This window comes from Maridesulfovibrio ferrireducens, from assembly GCF_016342405.1.
Taxonomy (GTDB): Bacteria; Desulfobacterota; Desulfovibrionia; order Desulfovibrionales; family Desulfovibrionaceae; genus Maridesulfovibrio; species Maridesulfovibrio ferrireducens_A.
On the sequence record NZ_JAEINN010000019.1, the window covers coordinates 26,219 to 44,427 of the forward strand.

At 44.7% G+C, this 18,209-nt stretch carries 16 protein-coding genes; 15 read left to right on the forward strand and 1 reads right to left on the reverse strand.

Annotated features, from left to right (window positions below; all coding sequences use genetic code 11):
* Window positions 1-26 precede the first annotated feature (26 nt).
* The 14 genes from JEY82_RS17145 to JEY82_RS17210 all read left to right on the forward strand — a co-directional run bounded on the left by JEY82_RS17145 (window position 27) and on the right by JEY82_RS17210 (window position 15,960).
* Window positions 27-2,306, forward strand: coding sequence for a pyridine nucleotide-disulfide oxidoreductase/dicluster-binding protein (locus JEY82_RS17145; protein WP_304087860.1), 2,280 nt, complete (start codon window positions 27-29; stop codon window positions 2,304-2,306).
* Window positions 2,303-2,518: a DVU_1557 family redox protein gene (locus JEY82_RS17150; protein WP_092157446.1), complete on the forward strand. Its 216-nt coding sequence runs from the start codon at window positions 2,303-2,305 to the stop codon at window positions 2,516-2,518. Before JEY82_RS17145 ends, JEY82_RS17150 begins: the two co-directional genes overlap by 4 nt.
* Window positions 2,519-2,520: 2 nt before the next feature.
* On the forward strand, window positions 2,521-3,192 hold the full coding sequence (trsM, locus tag JEY82_RS17155; RefSeq protein WP_304087863.1) for a DVU_1556 family methyltransferase: 672 nt from the start codon (window positions 2,521-2,523) through the stop codon (window positions 3,190-3,192).
* An 18-nt stretch (window positions 3,193-3,210) separates the two neighbouring features.
* Complete coding sequence (locus tag JEY82_RS17160; RefSeq protein ID WP_304087865.1) at window positions 3,211-3,675, forward strand: DVU_1555 family C-GCAxxG-C-C protein; 465 nt, start codon at window positions 3,211-3,213, stop codon at window positions 3,673-3,675.
* The gene (gene trsS / locus JEY82_RS17165; protein ID WP_304087867.1) at window positions 3,665-5,029 is read left to right on the forward strand and encodes a radical SAM (seleno)protein TrsS; all 1,365 of its coding nucleotides are present in this window, start codon (window positions 3,665-3,667) and stop codon (window positions 5,027-5,029) included. The genes JEY82_RS17160 and trsS overlap by 11 nt, the downstream gene beginning before the upstream one ends.
* Window positions 5,022-6,335, forward strand: a complete 1,314-nt coding sequence (locus tag JEY82_RS17170) for a DVU_1553 family AMP-dependent CoA ligase (protein WP_304087869.1) — start codon at window positions 5,022-5,024, stop codon at window positions 6,333-6,335. Before trsS ends, JEY82_RS17170 begins: the two co-directional genes overlap by 8 nt.
* Window positions 6,336-6,359: 24 nt before the next feature.
* Complete coding sequence (locus JEY82_RS17175; protein ID WP_304087871.1) at window positions 6,360-7,406, forward strand: XdhC family aldehyde oxidoreductase maturation factor; 1,047 nt, start codon at window positions 6,360-6,362, stop codon at window positions 7,404-7,406.
* 2 nt (window positions 7,407-7,408) lie between these two features.
* Entirely contained in the window at window positions 7,409-8,590 is a 1,182-nt protein-coding gene (locus tag JEY82_RS17180) for a DVU_1551 family NTP transferase (RefSeq protein ID WP_304087872.1), read from the forward strand.
* Window positions 8,587-9,189, forward strand: a complete 603-nt coding sequence (locus JEY82_RS17185; protein WP_304087874.1) for a histidine phosphatase family protein — start codon at window positions 8,587-8,589, stop codon at window positions 9,187-9,189. Before JEY82_RS17180 ends, JEY82_RS17185 begins: the two co-directional genes overlap by 4 nt.
* Before the next feature lie 80 nt (window positions 9,190-9,269).
* Complete coding sequence (locus tag JEY82_RS17190) at window positions 9,270-10,412, forward strand: iron-containing alcohol dehydrogenase (RefSeq protein WP_304087875.1); 1,143 nt, start codon at window positions 9,270-9,272, stop codon at window positions 10,410-10,412.
* On the forward strand, window positions 10,412-11,596 hold the full coding sequence (locus JEY82_RS17195) for a nitrogen regulation protein NR(II) (protein ID WP_304087877.1): 1,185 nt from the start codon (window positions 10,412-10,414) through the stop codon (window positions 11,594-11,596). Before JEY82_RS17190 ends, JEY82_RS17195 begins: the two co-directional genes overlap by 1 nt.
* Before the next feature lie 10 nt (window positions 11,597-11,606).
* Window positions 11,607-12,947 carry a sigma-54 dependent transcriptional regulator gene (locus tag JEY82_RS17200; protein WP_304087879.1) on the forward strand — a complete coding sequence of 447 codons (1,341 nt, stop codon included), beginning with the start codon at window positions 11,607-11,609 and terminating at the stop codon, window positions 12,945-12,947.
* A 301-nt stretch (window positions 12,948-13,248) separates the two neighbouring features.
* A complete protein-coding gene (locus JEY82_RS17205) occupies window positions 13,249-14,430 on the forward strand; it encodes an iron-containing alcohol dehydrogenase (protein WP_304087881.1) in 1,182 nt (393 codons plus the stop codon).
* 360 nt (window positions 14,431-14,790) lie between these two features.
* Entirely contained in the window at window positions 14,791-15,960 is a 1,170-nt protein-coding gene (locus JEY82_RS17210; RefSeq protein WP_304087882.1) for an ATP-grasp domain-containing protein, read from the forward strand.
* A 70-nt stretch (window positions 15,961-16,030) separates the two neighbouring features.
* Here the strand turns inward: JEY82_RS17210 and JEY82_RS17215 are convergent, their stop codons facing one another.
* A complete protein-coding gene (locus JEY82_RS17215) occupies window positions 16,031-17,710 on the reverse strand; it encodes a SulP family inorganic anion transporter (RefSeq protein ID WP_304087884.1) in 1,680 nt (559 codons plus the stop codon).
* Between the two features lie 202 nt (window positions 17,711-17,912).
* Here JEY82_RS17215 and JEY82_RS17220 point away from each other — a divergent pair, with 202 nt between their 5' ends.
* Entirely contained in the window at window positions 17,913-18,206 is a 294-nt protein-coding gene (locus tag JEY82_RS17220) for a hypothetical protein (RefSeq protein WP_304087886.1), read from the forward strand.
* The last annotated feature ends 3 nt before the right edge of the window (window positions 18,207-18,209 follow it).

Genomic DNA, 18,209 nt, shown 5'->3' on the forward strand with positions numbered 1-18,209 from the left:
ATCTTTTTTACAGCTATGGGAGTATTATGGAACAAGGCTCACTTCACGAATGGGAAGCCAAATGTATTCAGGAAGAACCTCCCCGTTGCAAAGCAGCCTGTCCGCTTCACGTGGACGGACGGGAATTCTGTAAACTTCTCGCAGCCGGACAAACGGACAAAGCGTGGGCGGTCCTCTGCCGCACTCTTCCGTTTCCTGCTATAACTGCGCGCATCTGTGATGCCCCCTGTAAAAAAGCCTGCCTCCGTGAAGAAGTCGGCGGCGGTATAGAAATGGATAGTCTGGAAAGATTTTGCGCAGAAAACGCAAAACGTACTCCCCCTTTCAGACCTCTGCCCTCCCGTGGAAAAACAGTTGCTGTTCTCGGAGGATTTCTACCCGGCCTTGCCGCGGCTTGGGATCTTGCCAAAAAAGGATTCACTGTCACAGTTTTTTTGAACAATATTTATGAAGCATTCGAAACACTGCCTCATAAATCGTTGAGCATAGAAATTTTCAAACAGGAAATCGAAGTCATCAAAAAAATGGGCGTAACTTTTATTGAAAACAGTACGCCAGACGAAAAAATCGCCGAAGAATGTCTCCAAAATTTCGATGCGGTATTTTCAGACCCGCTATCTTGTTGCGCTGAAAAGCTAAAAATAAAAGCACCTTCCGCTACAACTCTTGAGACTGAAAAAAATGGACTATTTGCGGCTTCAATGCCTGAGAACGAAACCTCGCCAGTCGCACTCATAGCCATCGGTCGCAAAGGAGCTTTATCCATTGAACGGTTCATGCAGAATGCGTCTCTCTCAGCCGGACGTGAACGCGAAGAACCTTTTGAAACCAGACTCTATACGAATATCAGCAAAGTAGAACCGCTTGCCCCCGTTACTATTTCAGAAGCAGGTTACACCCCCGAATCAGCACACGAGGAAGCTTCCCGCTGTCTGCTTTGCGAATGTATGGAATGTGTAAAAAACTGCGCCTATCTCGAAAATTTCAAGGGCTATCCTAAAGTTTTTGCCCGCCAGATATATAACAATGCTTCCATTGTAATGGGTACACGCAGAGCTAACAATCTCATTAATTCATGCATGCTCTGCGATTTGTGTACAGAAATATGCCCCGAAAATTTCTCCATGAAGAATCTTTGTATAGAAGCCCGGCAGGATTTGGTTGAAAAGGGGCATATGCCGCCTTCTGCTCATGAATTTGCCCTGCGGGATATGGAATTTGCCGACAGTGAAACTTGCACTATCAACAGACATCAAGCCGGATTTGAACAAAGCGAATGGGCTTTTTTCCCCGGTTGTCAGTTGCCTGCGTCAGATCCGAATGCAGTCAAAAAGGTTTATGAATTTCTCTGCAACTCCTTAACGGGAGGAACAGGGCTTATGCTCCGCTGTTGTGCTGCTCCTGCGGACTGGTCCGGACGCATTGAACTTTTCAATAAAAAAGCAACTGAGTTGCAAACGGACTGGGAATCATTAGGAAAACCTAAACTAATCGCGGCCTGCCCTTCGTGTCAGGAAACCCTGCACAAAGCCATTCCAGAAGCTGAAATAACATCATTATGGTCTGTGCTCTTCCAGCATCGTAAAAAATTAAACCCAGTTATACCGGACACAATTCCGGCATTGCAAGATCCTTGCACAGCGCGGCACAACGATAAACTCCTGACGGATGTGCGCGTCCTGCTTTCAGATTTAGGCATTGAATTCACTGAACCGGAACTTTCAGGCCTTCATACAGAATGTTGCGGTTTCGGAGGATTACTCAGCAATGCCAACGAACCTTTATCGAAAACAGTAGCGGAACGCCGGGCTTCAAAGTTGAACGGAGACGGCATTACGTATTGCGCCATGTGTCGTGATCTACTTGCAAAAAGCGGAAAACGCTGTCTTCACATATTAGATGTAATTTTCCCGCCAGAAAACCTCGATCCTGCGGCACGCACCGTACCCCAATACTCTGAGCGCCGCGAAAATCGAGTCAGGCTTAAGGAGCAGATGCTGGATGTAATCTGGAAGAAACCGTCTGCTCCTCGCCCTGACTTTGAATCTATTGCTTTATCTTTCACTGAAGAAGCTAAAAAGCTTATGGAAGAACGCCGCATCCTTATTTCTGACATTCAAAAGACTATTAATGCTGTGCAAAAATCAGGGCAAGAACTCGAAAATACCGAGACAGGACACAAACTGGTATATTACAGACCAGTCACAGTCACTTACTGGGTTGAACACGAAAAAACAGGTGAAAACAGTTACTTAATCCACAAAGTATGGAGTCACCGCATGCGCATACTCGGAGGTCGTAAATGAGCACCTTAAAAGTCCTTGATGATGATTTTTCTTCATGGAAATGCTCAGCATGTGGAAAAAATCTTGAGCCTGCACCTGTTGAACTTGAATACCTTGAAAGCAGGTTCACTGTTGAGCTTCCGTCCTGCCCTGCGTGCGGACTGGTTCTTATTCCCGAAGACCTTGCTCTGGGGAAAATGGCGGAAGTGGAGAGTCTTCTGGAGGACAAATAAAAATGACTCAACATGAGCGATCAATTCCTTTATGGGAGAAATCTACTCTTAAAAATGCAGCGGGAAACACATTACGCCCCGGAGGGTTAGCCCTCACAGATCGGGCTTTATCTCTGGCGAATATTCCGCGGTACAGTAGAGTGCTTGATGTTGGCTGTGGTCTTGGTGCAACAGTTCAACATCTGAATGAATCTCATTCTTTTGAAGCATATGGCATAGACTGTTCAACCAGACAGCTGGAAAAAGCACCCTCAGGGCTAGCTCTTTCACAAGCGGATGCTACGAACCTCCCTTATGCAAACAGATCCTTTGATACTTTAATTTGTGAATGTGTACTTTCACTTTTACCAGATATTTACCTAGCATTAGCTGAATTTAAGCGAGTCCTTACTCCATCCGGAACACTTATTATAACTGATATTTATCAGCGAGGACAAACCAGTTCAAGTTGCATCTCAGATTCATGTGCAACTAACCCCATTAATGTGCGACAGTTAAACAATACTCTTAATGAACTTGGGTTTCATACAACAGTTCAAGAAGATCATTCCAAAATGCTTGTAGAGCTTGCGGCGCGACTCATTTTCACAGGAGAAAAGTCCATTATTCCTAAAGAGAGTTGTTGCGAGAAGCCCGGCTATATGCTGCTCATTGCCAAATTGAACGAACTCTAATTACGGAGATTTTTTCATATGAATGATACAGATCTGCGCATCCTTCAATTAAACGGTTCAGGATATTGCTGCGCCCAGATAATAACACTTCTTTGTCTTGAAAATTTACAACGCGAAAATCCTGATCTTGTGCGTTCCATGCAAGGCCTCTGCCTCGGCACGGGGGATTGTTCAGGAACATGCGGGATTCTAACCGGCGGAATATGCGCTCTTGCACTCTACGGAGGCAAAGGGCTTGATAACGAGGAAAAAGATGACCGCCTTCCGTTAGTTATAGAAAATTTTAGAGAGTGGTTCAAAAGCACATCAATCAAACAATATGGCGGAATATCCTGCGGTGATATCATCGGCGACGAATGCGGAGCACCAAAACCGGACCGTTGCGGCAAGCTGCTCGTTGATGCCTATGCTCAACTGATACAAATCCTCGTTGACGAAGGGTTTGATCCGTATTCAGGCAGGGAAACAAACGATGGATACTGATTTTAATATTTATGAAACAGCAAGCGTCTGTCCCGTCTGTTTAAAAAGAATTTCAGCCCAAAGAATTACTGAAAACGGTGAAACCCGCATTGTAAAAAAATGCATCGAACATGGTGAGTTCAGCACGCCTGTCTGGCGCGGGGAACCTCATATTCAAAACTGGGCACGGCCTAAAATTCCATCCGCACCTCCGGTAACAGATACAGCTGCATCAAAAGGCTGTCCTTTTGATTGCGGCTTATGTCCTGAGCACAATCAGCATACATGTACCACTCTGATTGAAATCACGTGGCGTTGCGATCTTAACTGTAAAATATGTTTCGCGTCGGCGGGGAATTCTAAATCCCAAACATTGGTTAGACCGGACCCGACTATTGATGAGCTTAAAGATTTACTGAAAAAAGTTCGCGAAACAGCCGGACCTTGTAATCTACAACTTTCAGGCGGAGAACCCGCTGTTCGTGACGATCTTCCGCAAATTGCAACAATTGCGAAGGAACTAGGTTTCCCTTTTGTACAGATCAATACAAACGGACTGCGCGTAGCCCGTCAGGAAGGATTAGCTAAACTCTGGGCGGATAGTGGCGTTGATTCCGCTTTTTTACAATTTGATGGCACCCGCGATGATATTTATGAATCAATTCGTGGACGCGCATTAATAAAAGAAAAAAAGGAAGCCATTAAGAATCTGACCGACGCGGGAATAGGAGTGGTTCTGGTTCCGACAATTGTTCCGGGTGTGAATGATGACAACATCGGCGAAATTCTAAAGTTAGCGATATCCCATTCTCCCGGAATACGCGGTGTACATTTTCAACCCGTCAGTTATTTCGGACGCTATCCTGAATCTCCGTCAGATAAATCCCGTATCACGCTACCTGAAATCATGAGTAAGCTCGAAGAACAAACTTCCGAATTGGTTCATAAAGCGGACTTTTTACCTCCAGCCTGTGAACACTCCTTATGTTCTTTTCATAGCAATTATATGGTGATGGAAAATGGAAAACTCAAAAAACTTTCAGGCAAAAATGAAGCTTGCTGCGCTCCGCGTCCTGCTTCGGAAGGCGCAGAAAAATCGAGAACTTTTGTTCGCAGACAATGGGCCGCTCCGGCAGTAGAAGAATGTGGATGTAAAAAACCGCTTGATGACTTAGACCGCTTTATTCAGCGGGCAAAAACACATATTCTGGCTGTTTCAGGCATGGCTTTTCAAGATGCGTGGACACTTGACCTCGAAAGACTCAGAGGCTGTTGCATTCATGTAGCATCGGCGAATGGAAAATTAATTCCATTTTGCGCATATAACCTGACTTCAATGGATGGATCATCTCTTTACCGAGGACAAAATGATTAACAATCCCCTTGAGTGCTGGCTTAATCTGCGCATGGGACGGCGACTTGATTCCGGAGGAGTTTCCCCCGAGGAATTACGCGAGTGGCAATTTGAACTTTTACGCAAAACCATAAAACATGCCGCAACATCTTCACAGTTTTATTCAAAACATTTAAGCAACATAGTCCCCGATGAAATTCGTACTCCTGCGGATTTAAGCGCATTGCCTTTCACTATGCCCAGTGACCTGAGAAACAGTCCAAACAGTTTTTTATGTGTATCTCAAGACGAGATTGCACGCGCCATAACTATTTCAAGTTCAGGATCAAGCGGTGATCCTAAGCGGCTTTTTTTTACAACCGGAGATTTAGAACGCACTATTGAATTCTTTCATTACGGCATGGGACCATTAGTAGGGAAGGGAGAAACAGTTCTTGCTCTGCTCCCGGATTCGCGGCCCGGCGGAGTTGGAAATCTTTTCTCTGAAAGTATCTCAAGACTCGGAGCAAAGACTGTTTATCCAGAAGACCCTTCTGATATACCTGCTCTTCTGAATTTACTCTTGAATTCACGTGCGACTTGTATTTTAGGCCCGGCAATACATATTCACGCACTGTCCCGCCTTTGGAAAAGTAAGCGACTCCCTAAAAATCAAGTCCGCTCGGCCCTGCTGTGCTGGGATGTTTTGCCAAGTGTTACAATTCAAACCATCTCAAACACATTCGGTTGTGAAATTTTTTCTCACTGGGGCATGACTGAAACATGTCTCGGCGGCGCAGTTGAATGTTTTCAAGATTCCGGCATGCACCTGCGTGAACCGGATTTTTATGTCGAGATAGTTGACCCTGCCACCGGACAACCTGTGCCCGACGGAACCAGCGGAGAGATTCTGTTTACAACTCTCTCAAGACGGGCGATGCCTCTTATAAGATATAAAACAGGTGATATCGGACAAATAGTTTCGGGGCCATGCTCATGCGGTCTTTCCATGCGCAGACTGACCGGTGTAACAGGCAGGTTAAACGGAGATATCCGCTTACCTACCTCCGAACAATTATCGCTTTCAGAACTTAACGAAATAATCCTGCAATTTGTCGGTGTGCTGGATTTTAAAGTCAGCTTTCAACAACACCCGCCTAGTCTCAACATTGCTCTGGACATTTCTCCTGAAGCTAAGATTCCATCAGATCTTTCTAAATCCATAATTTCTTATCCAAAGCTCAACCGGGCAATTGTCGAAAATGATTTGAAAATCAATATTGAAATTGATAACCATAATGGGTGTATCAGTTCAGGGTTTGGAAAAAGATTAATAACATCGGCTTAAATAAGCCATAAAGGTCAGCCTCTAATGAAAAAACTCGTTCATAATATCCGTTTACAGTTGGAATCCGGCAATGATCTCATTCTTGCAAGCATTGTTGAAAGTACAGGCTCCACGCCCCGTTCATCCGGCAGTAAAATGGCTGTTCGCCGTGACGGCAAAATTGACGGAACAATAGGCGGGGGACTGGTTGAAGCTCTTGTTCAACGTGCAGCAGCAAAACTTTTTGATACCCAGAACATAGCTGTCTCTTTTAAAGAATTTGACCTCTCAAATACTCTTGCCGCAAACGCTGACATGATTTGCGGAGGACATGTAACAGTTATGATGGAACATCTCTATGCGGATAAAGAGACAACTGACATATTCATTAAATTTGATAACAGCCTTAAGCTCGGACAAAAGGTTACCATTCTCTCACTCATGGACAACGAAGAAAACTCCGCCACTTCAAGTAGAATGCTACTAACCCAAAATCAGGCAACCCCCGCAGTACAAGGATTCTCCGAAAAAAGTATTTCTGAACTGCAAGCTGCATCCCTGAAAAAAGACACCCCCATCATTCAAGACAATCACAATCAACGCCTTATTGCAGAAAGTTTTACTCCACAGCCCAGTCTTTTTATTTTCGGAGCCGGGCATGTTTCCCGCCCAACCGCAGCACTGGCAACTTCTGTAAATTTCAGAACCGTCGTCCTTGATGACCGCATCGACTTTGCTAATATTGAACGCTTTCCAGAAGCGGACGAAATTGAGGTGCTTCCTAACTTTAACAACGCATTTGCAAATCTGGAAGTAACCGAAGATTCATATATTATTATTGTTACACGCGGACATCTACACGATAAAACAGTGCTGGCACAGGCTCTGAAAACTCCCGCCTGCTACGTAGGAATGATCGGCAGTTCCAAAAAACGCAATGCCATTTACGACGCATTGCTTGAGGAAGGAGTCACACAAACGAGCATAGATCGCTGCCATTGCCCAATCGGCCTTGGTATCGGGGCGCAGACTCCTGAAGAAATAGCTGTCAGCATTGTTGCAGAACTGATCAAAAAACGGGCCGGGGATTGAAAATGAAAATTTATGGGCTGGTTCTTGCTGCCGGGCTTTCCTCGCGTATGGGAAAGCTCAAGGCCACGCTACCTCTGGAAGAAGGAACTGTACTCTCAAACTGCATCCGTTCCTTGCTTGACGGAGGAGTTGCTGATGTTTTTGTAGTTACAGGACACAAAACAGAGGAAATTGAACCCGAAGTTCATAAACTCGGAATGCACGCAGTATATAATCCGGATTATGAAAACGGTATGTTTTCTTCTGTCATTGCAGGGGTAAAAGCTCTACCCGATGATGTTTCAGCCTTTTTGGTGCTGCCGGTAGACATCCCGCTTATACGGTCCTCAACAGTACGCGCTTTGACCTTCGAATTTAAAGATTCTCCATCTGATATTATTTATCCTGTATTTAAAGAGGAAAGAGGACACCCTCCGCTCATAAATGCAAAACTTATCCCTGAAATTCTCCTACATGACGGAACTGGAGGTCTTCGCAAAGTCCTTGAAAAACATGATTCAAGAGCCAGAAACAAAAACATGCCTGATCTCGGTATTCTGCATGATCTGGATACACCGGAAGATTACACTACTGCTCTCAAGTTTTCCCGCAACAAGCGGTTCCCCCTCCCCGAAGAGTGTGAATCTCTCTGGGAACTGGCCGAAACACCGCGAACCACACAGGAGCACTGTAAAGCTGTTGCTAAAGCAGCCTGCACTATGGCGAAAGCTCTTAATTCTGCCCGTAAAGAAGGTCCGTTATTAGATATGAATATAGTGCAAAGTGCTGCGCTGATGCATGATGTTGCCAAAATTCGCAAGAATCATGAAGCGAGGGGAGGCACTCTTCTAGCCGGATACGGTTTTACAGGCATCTCCGATATCGTAGCCTCGCATCGTGATACAAAAATAGATCCGACCTCTCCGTTAACGGAAAAAGAAATAGTATTTCTGGCGGACAAGCTTTTCGAAGGAAGCACATTGGTAACTATTAAGGAACGGTATGGAAAAAGAATCAGCAAATGGACAAATGATCCCGATGCGCTCAAAGCTATCCATGGCCGCCTTAAACGAGCAGAAAATTTATTGACTCGATATGAAAATGAAGCAGGAATTAAAACATCTGAACTTCTGGCAAGTTCCGCTCACAGCCCTTTAAACTCTGCGACCTTTATGCAAGAAAATAACATCAAGGCGCAATTATGATTATACTCGTCCGTCATGGTGAAGCTGAAAAAGCCGGGGGACGAGCCATCGGACAAACGGATCTTCCGCTTTCAGAAAATGGACGCAATCAAGCGAATCATCTAGCTGAATATCTAAGCGATGTGCCGTTTGAACATCTCTATACAAGTCCCCTTCTGCGAACACGCGAAACTGCGGCTGAAATTGAAAAAACCTGCACTCCAAAAGTTGTCCTCTGTCCTGAATTTGCTGAAATAAATCTCGGAGACTGGGACGGACTCAGTTTTAAACAGATTAAAAATGAATTTCCAAATGAGTATATTAAACGCGGACAGGATCTTGCAAACTACCGCCCTCCTAACGGGGAAAGTTTTGCTGATCTAAAAAAACGAGTTCAAAGCGGCCTAAAAAAAATCATCGACCTTGACAGTCCGGTCGTTATCGTTACTCATGCCGGAGTGATTCGGACCATGCTTCATATCGCATTAGAATTTCCTCTAAACAATATTTTTAAGATATCTCCCCTCCATTGTTACACCACTGTTTTGAAAAAAAATCCCGCAGGATTAACTCTTGAAAACTTCAATATCCCCCCGGACAGAACTCAGCGTCCAGCTTGACTTTACACCCTCCAGCGGGGACAATAAAAAAAACATTATTTCAAAAATAGTCCAGCAATACTGAGCAACAAGGAGTCTTTGTGCAGATAACTAAATTCGCCATACCGGAGATAATATTCGGCAACGGCAGTATCAAGTACCTTGCTTCATGTGCGCAGCGCCTTGGCGCAAAAAGGGTTTTACTAGTCAGTGATAAGGGGCTTGAAGCTTCGGGCTGGGTTCAAAAAATCCTTAATATTCTCAAAGAAGCAAATATGGAATGTGCCTATTTTAATGACCTTACCGCCAACCCCCGGGACTGTCAGGTCCATCAGGGTGCAAAGATGTATCTGGAGCACAAGGCCGATGTAATTATCGGACTTGGGGGTGGAAGTCCCATCGACGCAGCAAAAGGTATTGCCACCATAGTCAGCAATGGCGGTAAAATAAGCGATTATGAAGGTGCTAACCGCATAAGCCGTCCTCTGCCGCCCATGATTTTTATCCCTACCACTGCCGGAAGCGGATCAGATGTTTCACAGTACGCAATTATCACAGATAAAGAACGACAAGTAAAAATGGCCATCATCAGCCGTTCTCTGGTACCCAATATTTCAATCATCGACCCGGATCTGCTCGTTACAAAATCACGTAAATTAATTCTAGCCTCAGCTATTGACGCACTTGCCCACGCCATTGAGTCATATGTTTCGAGACTTGCTTCCCCTTTTACTGAATCCCAAGCCTTAAATGCTATTAAGCTGATTGCAGAAAACCTCAACCCTGCGGCAAATAACAAAGACCCTGAAGCTCTGAGAAATCTGGCTATTGCAAGCACTGCGGCGGGTATGTCCTTCAGTAATGCAGGACTTGGCGTAGGGCATGCTTTGGCACACTCACTTGGCGGACGCTATGATGTTATGCACGGCATGACACTGCCGATACTGCTTCCGGCTGTAATACGCTTCAACATCCCCAGCTGTAGAAATAAAATGGCTGTAATTGCCCGTACGATTAACGACGCACATATCTACTCTACTGAGATAGAGGCTGAGCAGGTATGCGACACATTGCAACAAATGTTTGAAGAACTGGACATCCCCATGCGACTGCGCGACCTCCTTCCTGATGACTCTCATATGGAAGAAATATGTCATATGGCTGTTCAGGATGCCTGTGCTGTTCCCAACCCCAGAAAAGCCGACTGGCGCGACCTGCTCGGCATCTGCATCGAGGCATGGTAATGAGCAACAACACTTCACTTCTCGACCTCATAGGAATCGAGCATAATAAGCTTAATTTCTTTCAGGAATTGCAAAATAATATTCAGGAACTCACGACTCTGAATCTTCAATCAGAAGACCAGCGGCGTGAAATTGCAGCAATTCTTGACGGCATAACAGACGTAATGATGGTTCTTTCTGAAAAATTGGAAATCATCTCGGTCAACCATGTTTTTGAACAGCTTTTTCCCGGCATCAATCCTATAGGTAAAACATGCTACAGCCTGTTTAGAAATGTCGATCATCCGTGTTCTGAATGTCCGGCTTTCCGGGCTCTTTCCACCAACTCTGTGTGTAAAGAAACAGCCATATTCCGTATCGACAACAAAAACATGCAGTTTGACATGGTAGCCTCGCCGCTAAAAAACCCTGATCTTACTGAAAACCGCATTCTCATTTTCAAACGCGATGTAACTTTAGAAAAAGAGTATCAAGCTAAATTTTATCAAGCAGAAAAAATGGCGACTATCGGGGTGCTGGCCGCAGGAGTTGCTCACGAAATAAATAACCCTATGGCCGCTGTAGCCGGATTTGCAGAAGGAATTCAGCGTAGACTGGCTAGACTGGATGACTCGGTACCGGAAGAGTTGGCAGAAGATCTTAACGACTACACAAACACTATCTTAAAAGAATGCCTGCGCTGTCAGGATATCGTAAAAACGCTGCTTTCCTTCAGCCGTCCCATTGCCGCAGATTTTCTTCCCGTTGACTTTAATCAAGTGGCAAAAGACACGTTAAGATTGCTGGATCATCAATTTCGCAAAAGAAAAAACATCCACTTGATAATAGAATTGACCTCCCCTTTATCTCATATATATGGAGACGAAGCTCAACTTAAGCAGGTCATACTGAATCTCATGACCAACGCTATCGATGCGGTAGGAGAATCCGGCGAGATCCATGTTAAAACCTTTACAGAGAATAACCAAGTAGGACTGAAAGTCAGCGACTCAGGGTGCGGCATTCCTCCGGAAAATAAAGATATGCTTTTCGAACCGTTTTTTACGACTAAATCCGTCGGACACGGAATAGGCATAGGGTTATCTACCTGCTACAATATCGTAAGTGAACACAAAGGTGAAATCATCGTGGACAGCAGCCCAGGCAAAGGGTCCTGCTTCACAGTACTCCTTCCAATTCAGTGAGATAATAATAATGCCGGAATCATATAAAATTCTTGTTATAGATGACGAAGAATCCATATTGAAACTACTTAGTAAGGAACTGGCAAGCCCTGAACGGATTCTCCATACTGCAAACTGCGCTGAAGCCGCCAGAGAGCAGATACGAAAAAACCGCTACGACGTAATCATTTCTGATATAAGACTACCTGACGGAAACGGGCTTGAACTTCTTACCGAATTCAAGGACATCGAGCCGGATGGTGAAGTCATACTCATCACCGGGCATGGCAACATTGATAACGCAGTGGAAGCAATCCGCATAGGCGCATACGACTACATAACCAAGCCTTTCAGGCTCGATAGAGTGGAGCTGGTAGTCGAACGGGCATGGCAAAGAGTCTGCCTGCAACGAGAAAACCGCAGCTATAAACATTCTCAAAACGATACAGCCAGCACACAGCTTATCGGAAAAGCCAGTTCGATAAAACATATTCACCATCTGATCAGCAAAGTAGCTCCAACGGAAGTTCCTGTCCTTATCACGGGAGATTCAGGGGCAGGTAAAGATGTTGTTGCACGCAGTATTCATACGGCAAGCGGTCGTTCCGGCAAACCTCTCATAGTAAAAAACTGCGCAACCCTGCAAAAAGAACTCGCACGCAGTGAACTTTTCGGACATACACGCGGTTCATTTACCGGAGCCATGGAAAACAGTGACGGGCTTATGACGTTTGCTCATACCGGGACTCTTTTTCTGGATGAAATAGGTGAACTGCCGATGGAAGTCCAAGCTTCCCTACTGCGCGTGCTGGAATCACATACTTTCCGCAGAGTCGGAGAAAAAGACGAACGCACTGTGGATATACGCTTTCTTTTCGCCACAAACCGTAACCTTGCGCAGGAAGTTGAAGCCGGAAGATTTCATGAAGCTCTCTTTCATCGCATCAATGTATTCAATATTAATCTGCCGCCCCTTAAAGACAGGCGGGAAGATGTGCCACTGCTCGTAGATTTTTTCCTTAGAAAACTTGGTCAGCAAATGGGGCAAGGTGAATACACTGTGAGCGAACGGGCCATGCAGTGCATGCTTTCCTACTATTGGCCGGGTAATGTCCGTGAACTCAGAAACGTTCTTGAGCGAAGTATTATCCTATCCGATAATTACGTAATTACCTGCAACTGCCTTCCCCGCGAAATTGCAGATCAGCCGGAAAGGGATAGCGAAACAGGAATACTCTCATTAGAACGCATGGAGCGGGAACATATTATCAAAGCTATTGATTTCTTTAGCGGTAACAAACTTAAGGCTGCCGAAGCTTTGGGAATCGGACGTAAAACTCTGTACCGCAAAATTGATAAGTATAATCTTTAGTTTGACAAGACCTCCGCGTGTGACACACTACCCTCATATTCTGTAGCAAAACGACACAGTAGCTCGCGAGTGCATATTCTATATACCTCGCGAGATTCACTTCATTCATTTTTTCTAAAAAAACGGACCACATCCCTGATGTCCGAAGCGAATACAGATCCATTCACGACCTCCCTCGAACCACATAACTGTCTAGAATAAAAGGGTTTATACTTTGGCACTCTTATTGCTAATAGAGAACTATTAATAAGCACTTGGCAGGTACAACCTTCAAAAACATGTAGCTCAAGGATGGTCCCAAATGGCAGTACGTGAAGAAGTATACGGTTTCTTTATTCCTAGTGTAACCCTCATCGGTATCGGCGCACACAAGGAAATTCCAGCCCGCATTCGTTCTCTTGGAGGCAAGAAGCCTCTACTTGTTACCGACAAAGGAATCACTGCAATAGGTATGACCAAACAGATTGCAGACATCTTGAAAGCTGAAGGCATGGAATGCGTTGTTTACGATGAAACTATCCCAAACCCAACCGATAAAAACGTTGCTGACGGTGTAAAGGTCTACAAAGACAATAAGTGTGATTCACTTATCACCCTCGGTGGCGGAAGCTCACATGACTGTGGTAAAGGTGTAGGCCTTGTTGTTGCGAACGGCGGCACAATTCACGACTACGAAGGCGTAGACAAATCAACAAAGGCAATGCCTCCTTACATCGCAGTTAACACAACTGCTGGTACCGCTTCAGAAATGACCCGTTTTTGCATCATCACCGACACATCCCGCAAAGTAAAAATGGCCATCGTTGACTGGCGCGTAACTCCAGGTATTGCTCTTGATGATCCATTACTGATGATGGGTATGCCACCAGCCCTTACCGCTGCTACCGGTATGGATGCTCTTACTCATTCCATTGAAGCATATGTTTCTACTATTGCTACCCCGATCACAGATGCTTGTGCTGAAAAATCTATCAGACTCATTTCCAAATTCCTGCGCCGCGCAGTAGCTAACGGCCAAGACATCGAAGCCCGCGAAGGCATGTGTTACGCACAGTACATGGGCGGTATGGCATTCAACAACGCCAGCCTCGGTCATGTTCATGCTATGGCTCATCAGCTTGGCGGATTCTACGACCTGCCTCATGGCGAATGTAATGCTATCCTTCTTCCTTATGTTGAAGAGTACAACCTGATCTCCAATATTGACCGTTTCTGCGACATGGCAGAATGGCTCGGAGCAGATATCACAGGACTGTCCAAGCGTGATGCAGCAGATGCTTGTCTTGCAGCAATCCGTAAACTCTCAAGCGATGTAGGCATTCCTGCCGGCTTGATTGCTCTCGGCGAACGTTACGGCAAGAAGGTATCTGAAAAAGACATCCCAACCATGACAGCGAATGCTCAGAAAGATGCTTGTGGTCTTACTAACCCACGTTGCATGTCAGACGCAGCAGTTGCAGCCATTTATAAAGCAGCACTTTAATTAAACGAGCTTCGGTCGGTTCCGGCGGGCAACCCGGAATCGACCGCTCATAATATTCAGTCAACGAACAGCCGGGTATACACAGAGAATGGATTGACTGAGGCAAACCTGACTGTTCGAAAAGTCCGACAGTAGAGTTCGGGTGGAGCCGAATACTCACCACACTGCCGACAGACTACATATTTCCGAGGGGGGCTCACTTCCCCCCTCTGATCAAAAATATCTATCTACTTCGATTCCCCCAAAGCTTTTATAATCTACCGCTGTACAATTTCGCCCGCACTTATTATTGACATCTGACAAACCAAAATCACTTCATGATTTATGTTGAAACCCTATTCACAACCTATAGGATTACAGATGTTTATTTTAGAAAAACCATATGTCTCCGATTTACTTAAAAACACCCTGACCGAACTGAAAGCAAATGTTCTGGACAATGAAACAGCTCGCACGGCAATGCAGGATTCTCCTCTTTCGCTTGTGAACGAACAGGATTTTATCAATTTTTATAAGGCAAACCCTGACCAGCCTGTCTATTCTAATTCTGAAAACGCTATCAACTGGATTGACAACAATTTAACTTCCGGTGATCTGTCACAAAAGATTCGTTTATTCAAAGACAAGGCCGCCTTTCGCGATCTCGTAAAAGATTTATATCCCGACTTTTTTTATAAAACAGTTCCGTTCGAAGAACTTGATTCAATAAATCCTGAAGACCTGCCTATCCCCTGTGTAATCAAACCGAGCGTTGGCTTTTTCAGTCTTGGTGTGCACATAGTAGAATCAATTCAAGGCTGGCATGACGCAGTTACCGCAATCAAAGAAGAAATTGAACACATCAAGACAATGTATCCCGCCAAAGTTCTTGAACTGGATATGTTTATCATTGAACAGTGTATAGAAGGCGAAGAATTTGCTGTTGATGCGTATTTCGACAAGGAAGGAAAACCAGTAATTCTCGACATTCTGGGACATCTTTTCGCATCAAGTGATGATGTAAGTGACCGGGTCTATATAACCTCCACTGATATCATCAAAAAATGGCATGACAAATTTGAAGGACTGCTGACTGAAATAGGAAAACGCGCCGGACTCAAAAATTTCCCGCTCCATATTGAAATCAGAGGCTATGAAAAAGGTAATCTAGGCGTAATTGAAGTTAACCCCATGCGCTTTGCAGGCTGGTGCGTAACGGATCTTGCCTACTTCGCATACGGAATCAACCCGTATAAATATTTCATGGAAGGACTCACCCCGGATTGGGATGAGATTTTTGCTAAGAATAAAGACAAAGTCTGCGCCATGACAATAGGCGAAATAGATTCAAATGTTGACCGTTCAAAAATCAAAGATATCAACTACGAATCATTCAATTCATACTTCACTAAACCACTTGAATTACGCAAGATTGATTATAAAGAGTTCCCGGTTTTCGCGTTCATGTTCGCAGAAGTTAAAAAAGACAACATGGCTGAGCTTAAGAAAATACTCCATGCTGATTTAAGTGAATATTTGATTTTTGAGTAGGCGAGATATTAAAAACAAAAAAGGCCAAAGCGCGAGCTTTGGCCTTATATGAATTAACAAAAAGGGTATATTAAGCTTTTTTAGGAGGAGGTGTATGTAATACTTCCTGAGCTATAGCTGTTGGGAAATCAGGGAAGATATTTTCTGGACCAACGAGCTTATCAGTGCCGAGCCGCTCCATAATTTTACGTATGTTGGAATGGACCCCTGACAGTAAGATCTTAATCCCCTGCGCCTGTGTCTGACGAATTACTGTTTCCAAAGCTTCAATGCCTGTTGCATCTATAACCGGAACTAAGCGCATACAAAGAACGATAACTTCAGGTTTCTTTCGAGTAAATCGCATAACGTCTATAAAACGTTGAGCCATCCCGAAAAAGAATGGCCCTGATATTTCATAGACAACAACTTTCTCACGACCGTCCTTCCTGCTAAACCTCTCCTCTCTCGGCAATCCTGTATCCAAACTGTGTATGTCTGAAATTTCACTCATCCGCTTCATAAACAATAAGGCTGCCAGCACAACCCCAACCTCAACTGCAACTGTCAGGTCAACAAAGACTGTCAGTCCGAAGGCTATCAGCATAACCACAGAATCAGACTTTGGAGCAAAGAACAAACGGCGCATACGATGAGGATCACTCATATCCCATGCTACAAGCATGAGAACCCCAGCAAGACTAGCCAGCGGGATGTGCGATGCCAGCGGCGCACAGGCCGCAATAAATATAATTAATGTTAACGCATGGATAATCCCGGCCATAGGGGAATAAGCACCGGCCCGAATGTTCGTAGCAGTTCTGGCAATTGCACCGGTAGCAGGAATACCCCCAAAGAGCGCAGACCCTATATTCGCCAATCCTTGGGCTACAAGTTCTGTGGAAGAATTGTGACGATCTCCACTCATTCCGTCAGCAACAGTCGCACTGAGCAATGATTCAATACCCGCAAGTATCGCAATAGTGAGAGCATCAGGAAGGAGGCTTTGAATCTTTCCACTAAAATGCCAAAAAGGAACAAACGCAGGCAATTTTGAAGGAATTCCGCCAAATCGCGTTCCGATTGTTTCAATTTCAAGTCCAAAAATCCAAGTTACAGCCGTAGCTACAAATATACCGACAAAAGGTGCCGGAATTTTCGGAATGTATCGCCGGACAAGTAGCATTAATAGGAGGGTAACTATCCCAAGGGTGAGAGTTGTGCTGTCTGTTGTTGAAATATTCTGGGCACACACTTGAATACGTTCAATAAAATCCGAAGGTAACTGCTCAATTTTGAGTCCCAAAAAATCTTTGATTTGAGAGGTAAATATGAGCAGCCCTATCCCTGAGGTAAATCCCGTTGTTACGGGATATGGAATATATTGTAATAATTTACCTAAACCGAATACGCCCATTAATATCAGTAAGAAGCCAGCCATTAATGTCGCAACAATCATTCCTTCGTAACCTTGACGAGCTATAACCCCCGCAATGATAACAACAAAGGCTCCAGTAGGGCCACCGATTTGAAAACGAGTGCCACCTAATGCAGAAATAACGAATCCGGCGACAATAGCTGTTATGAGTCCTTTCTCTGGAGGAGCTCCTGAAGCAATTGCAAACGCCATAGCCAATGGCAAAGCCACGATGCCAACAGTTATTCCTGCTGCAAAATCGCATCGAAATGATTGAAGAGAATATCCAGACTTAAAATAATTCACACTGGCTGGAATGAGAAAACGAAACCTGGACCGTAAAGATGAGTCCATTGAGAAACCTCCTGATTTGGTGGTGTCTCCGTGGGGCACAGTCGGCAGGCTAAAAGGCCAGAGGCTGGAGGCTCGCGCGGGGAAGACACGGAACTTAATCCGTTTGTAACGTATGTCAAGAAATTCCAAATGATCACCTTTGACAAGACCGAACAATTACGGCAAATCCTAGAGTATAAAAACAACCCTTCAAGGAGATCATATGAGTTCCACAATCGAAGAATTGACCATACAATATGAAGAAGACGGCCAAATAGTTGTAAAAGAACTGGCAAAAGAAGTTCTAACCAAGGGTGCATGGACCACAATTCTTTTCCGCTACCAGCAGCTTGACCGCAAAACTGAAGAGTTCGGAAAGGACATGTACACAATCCGCCGCTTCCGTAAAATGAACGGCGAATACCGCCCACAATCCAAGTTCAATATTTCCAGTCCTGCTCAGGCCCGCAAAATCATTGATACTTTGGGCGAATGGCTGAAAGAAGTCGAAGACTAGATT

What these genes read in the sequence shown, in the direction of transcription:
- JEY82_RS17145 (WP_304087860.1), top strand. Translation starts at nt 27, where the DNA reads ATGGAACAAGGCTCACTTCACGAATGGGAAGCCAAATGTATTCAGGAA.
- JEY82_RS17150 (WP_092157446.1), top strand. Translation starts at nt 2,303, where the DNA reads ATGAGCACCTTAAAAGTCCTTGATGATGATTTTTCTTCATGGAAATGC.
- trsM (WP_304087863.1), top strand. Translation starts at nt 2,521, where the DNA reads ATGACTCAACATGAGCGATCAATTCCTTTATGGGAGAAATCTACTCTT.
- JEY82_RS17160 (WP_304087865.1), top strand. Translation starts at nt 3,211, where the DNA reads ATGAATGATACAGATCTGCGCATCCTTCAATTAAACGGTTCAGGATAT.
- trsS (WP_304087867.1), top strand. Translation starts at nt 3,665, where the DNA reads ATGGATACTGATTTTAATATTTATGAAACAGCAAGCGTCTGTCCCGTC.
- JEY82_RS17170 (WP_304087869.1), top strand. Translation starts at nt 5,022, where the DNA reads ATGATTAACAATCCCCTTGAGTGCTGGCTTAATCTGCGCATGGGACGG.
- JEY82_RS17175 (WP_304087871.1), top strand. Translation starts at nt 6,360, where the DNA reads ATGAAAAAACTCGTTCATAATATCCGTTTACAGTTGGAATCCGGCAAT.
- JEY82_RS17180 (WP_304087872.1), top strand. Translation starts at nt 7,409, where the DNA reads ATGAAAATTTATGGGCTGGTTCTTGCTGCCGGGCTTTCCTCGCGTATG.
- JEY82_RS17185 (WP_304087874.1), top strand. Translation starts at nt 8,587, where the DNA reads ATGATTATACTCGTCCGTCATGGTGAAGCTGAAAAAGCCGGGGGACGA.
- JEY82_RS17195 (WP_304087877.1), top strand. Translation starts at nt 10,412, where the DNA reads ATGAGCAACAACACTTCACTTCTCGACCTCATAGGAATCGAGCATAAT.
- JEY82_RS17200 (WP_304087879.1), top strand. Translation starts at nt 11,607, where the DNA reads ATGCCGGAATCATATAAAATTCTTGTTATAGATGACGAAGAATCCATA.
- JEY82_RS17205 (WP_304087881.1), top strand. Translation starts at nt 13,249, where the DNA reads ATGGCAGTACGTGAAGAAGTATACGGTTTCTTTATTCCTAGTGTAACC.
- JEY82_RS17210 (WP_304087882.1), top strand. Translation starts at nt 14,791, where the DNA reads ATGTTTATTTTAGAAAAACCATATGTCTCCGATTTACTTAAAAACACC.
- JEY82_RS17215 (WP_304087884.1), bottom strand. Translation starts at nt 17,710, where the DNA reads ATGGACTCATCTTTACGGTCCAGGTTTCGTTTTCTCATTCCAGCCAGT.
- JEY82_RS17220 (WP_304087886.1), top strand. Translation starts at nt 17,913, where the DNA reads ATGAGTTCCACAATCGAAGAATTGACCATACAATATGAAGAAGACGGC.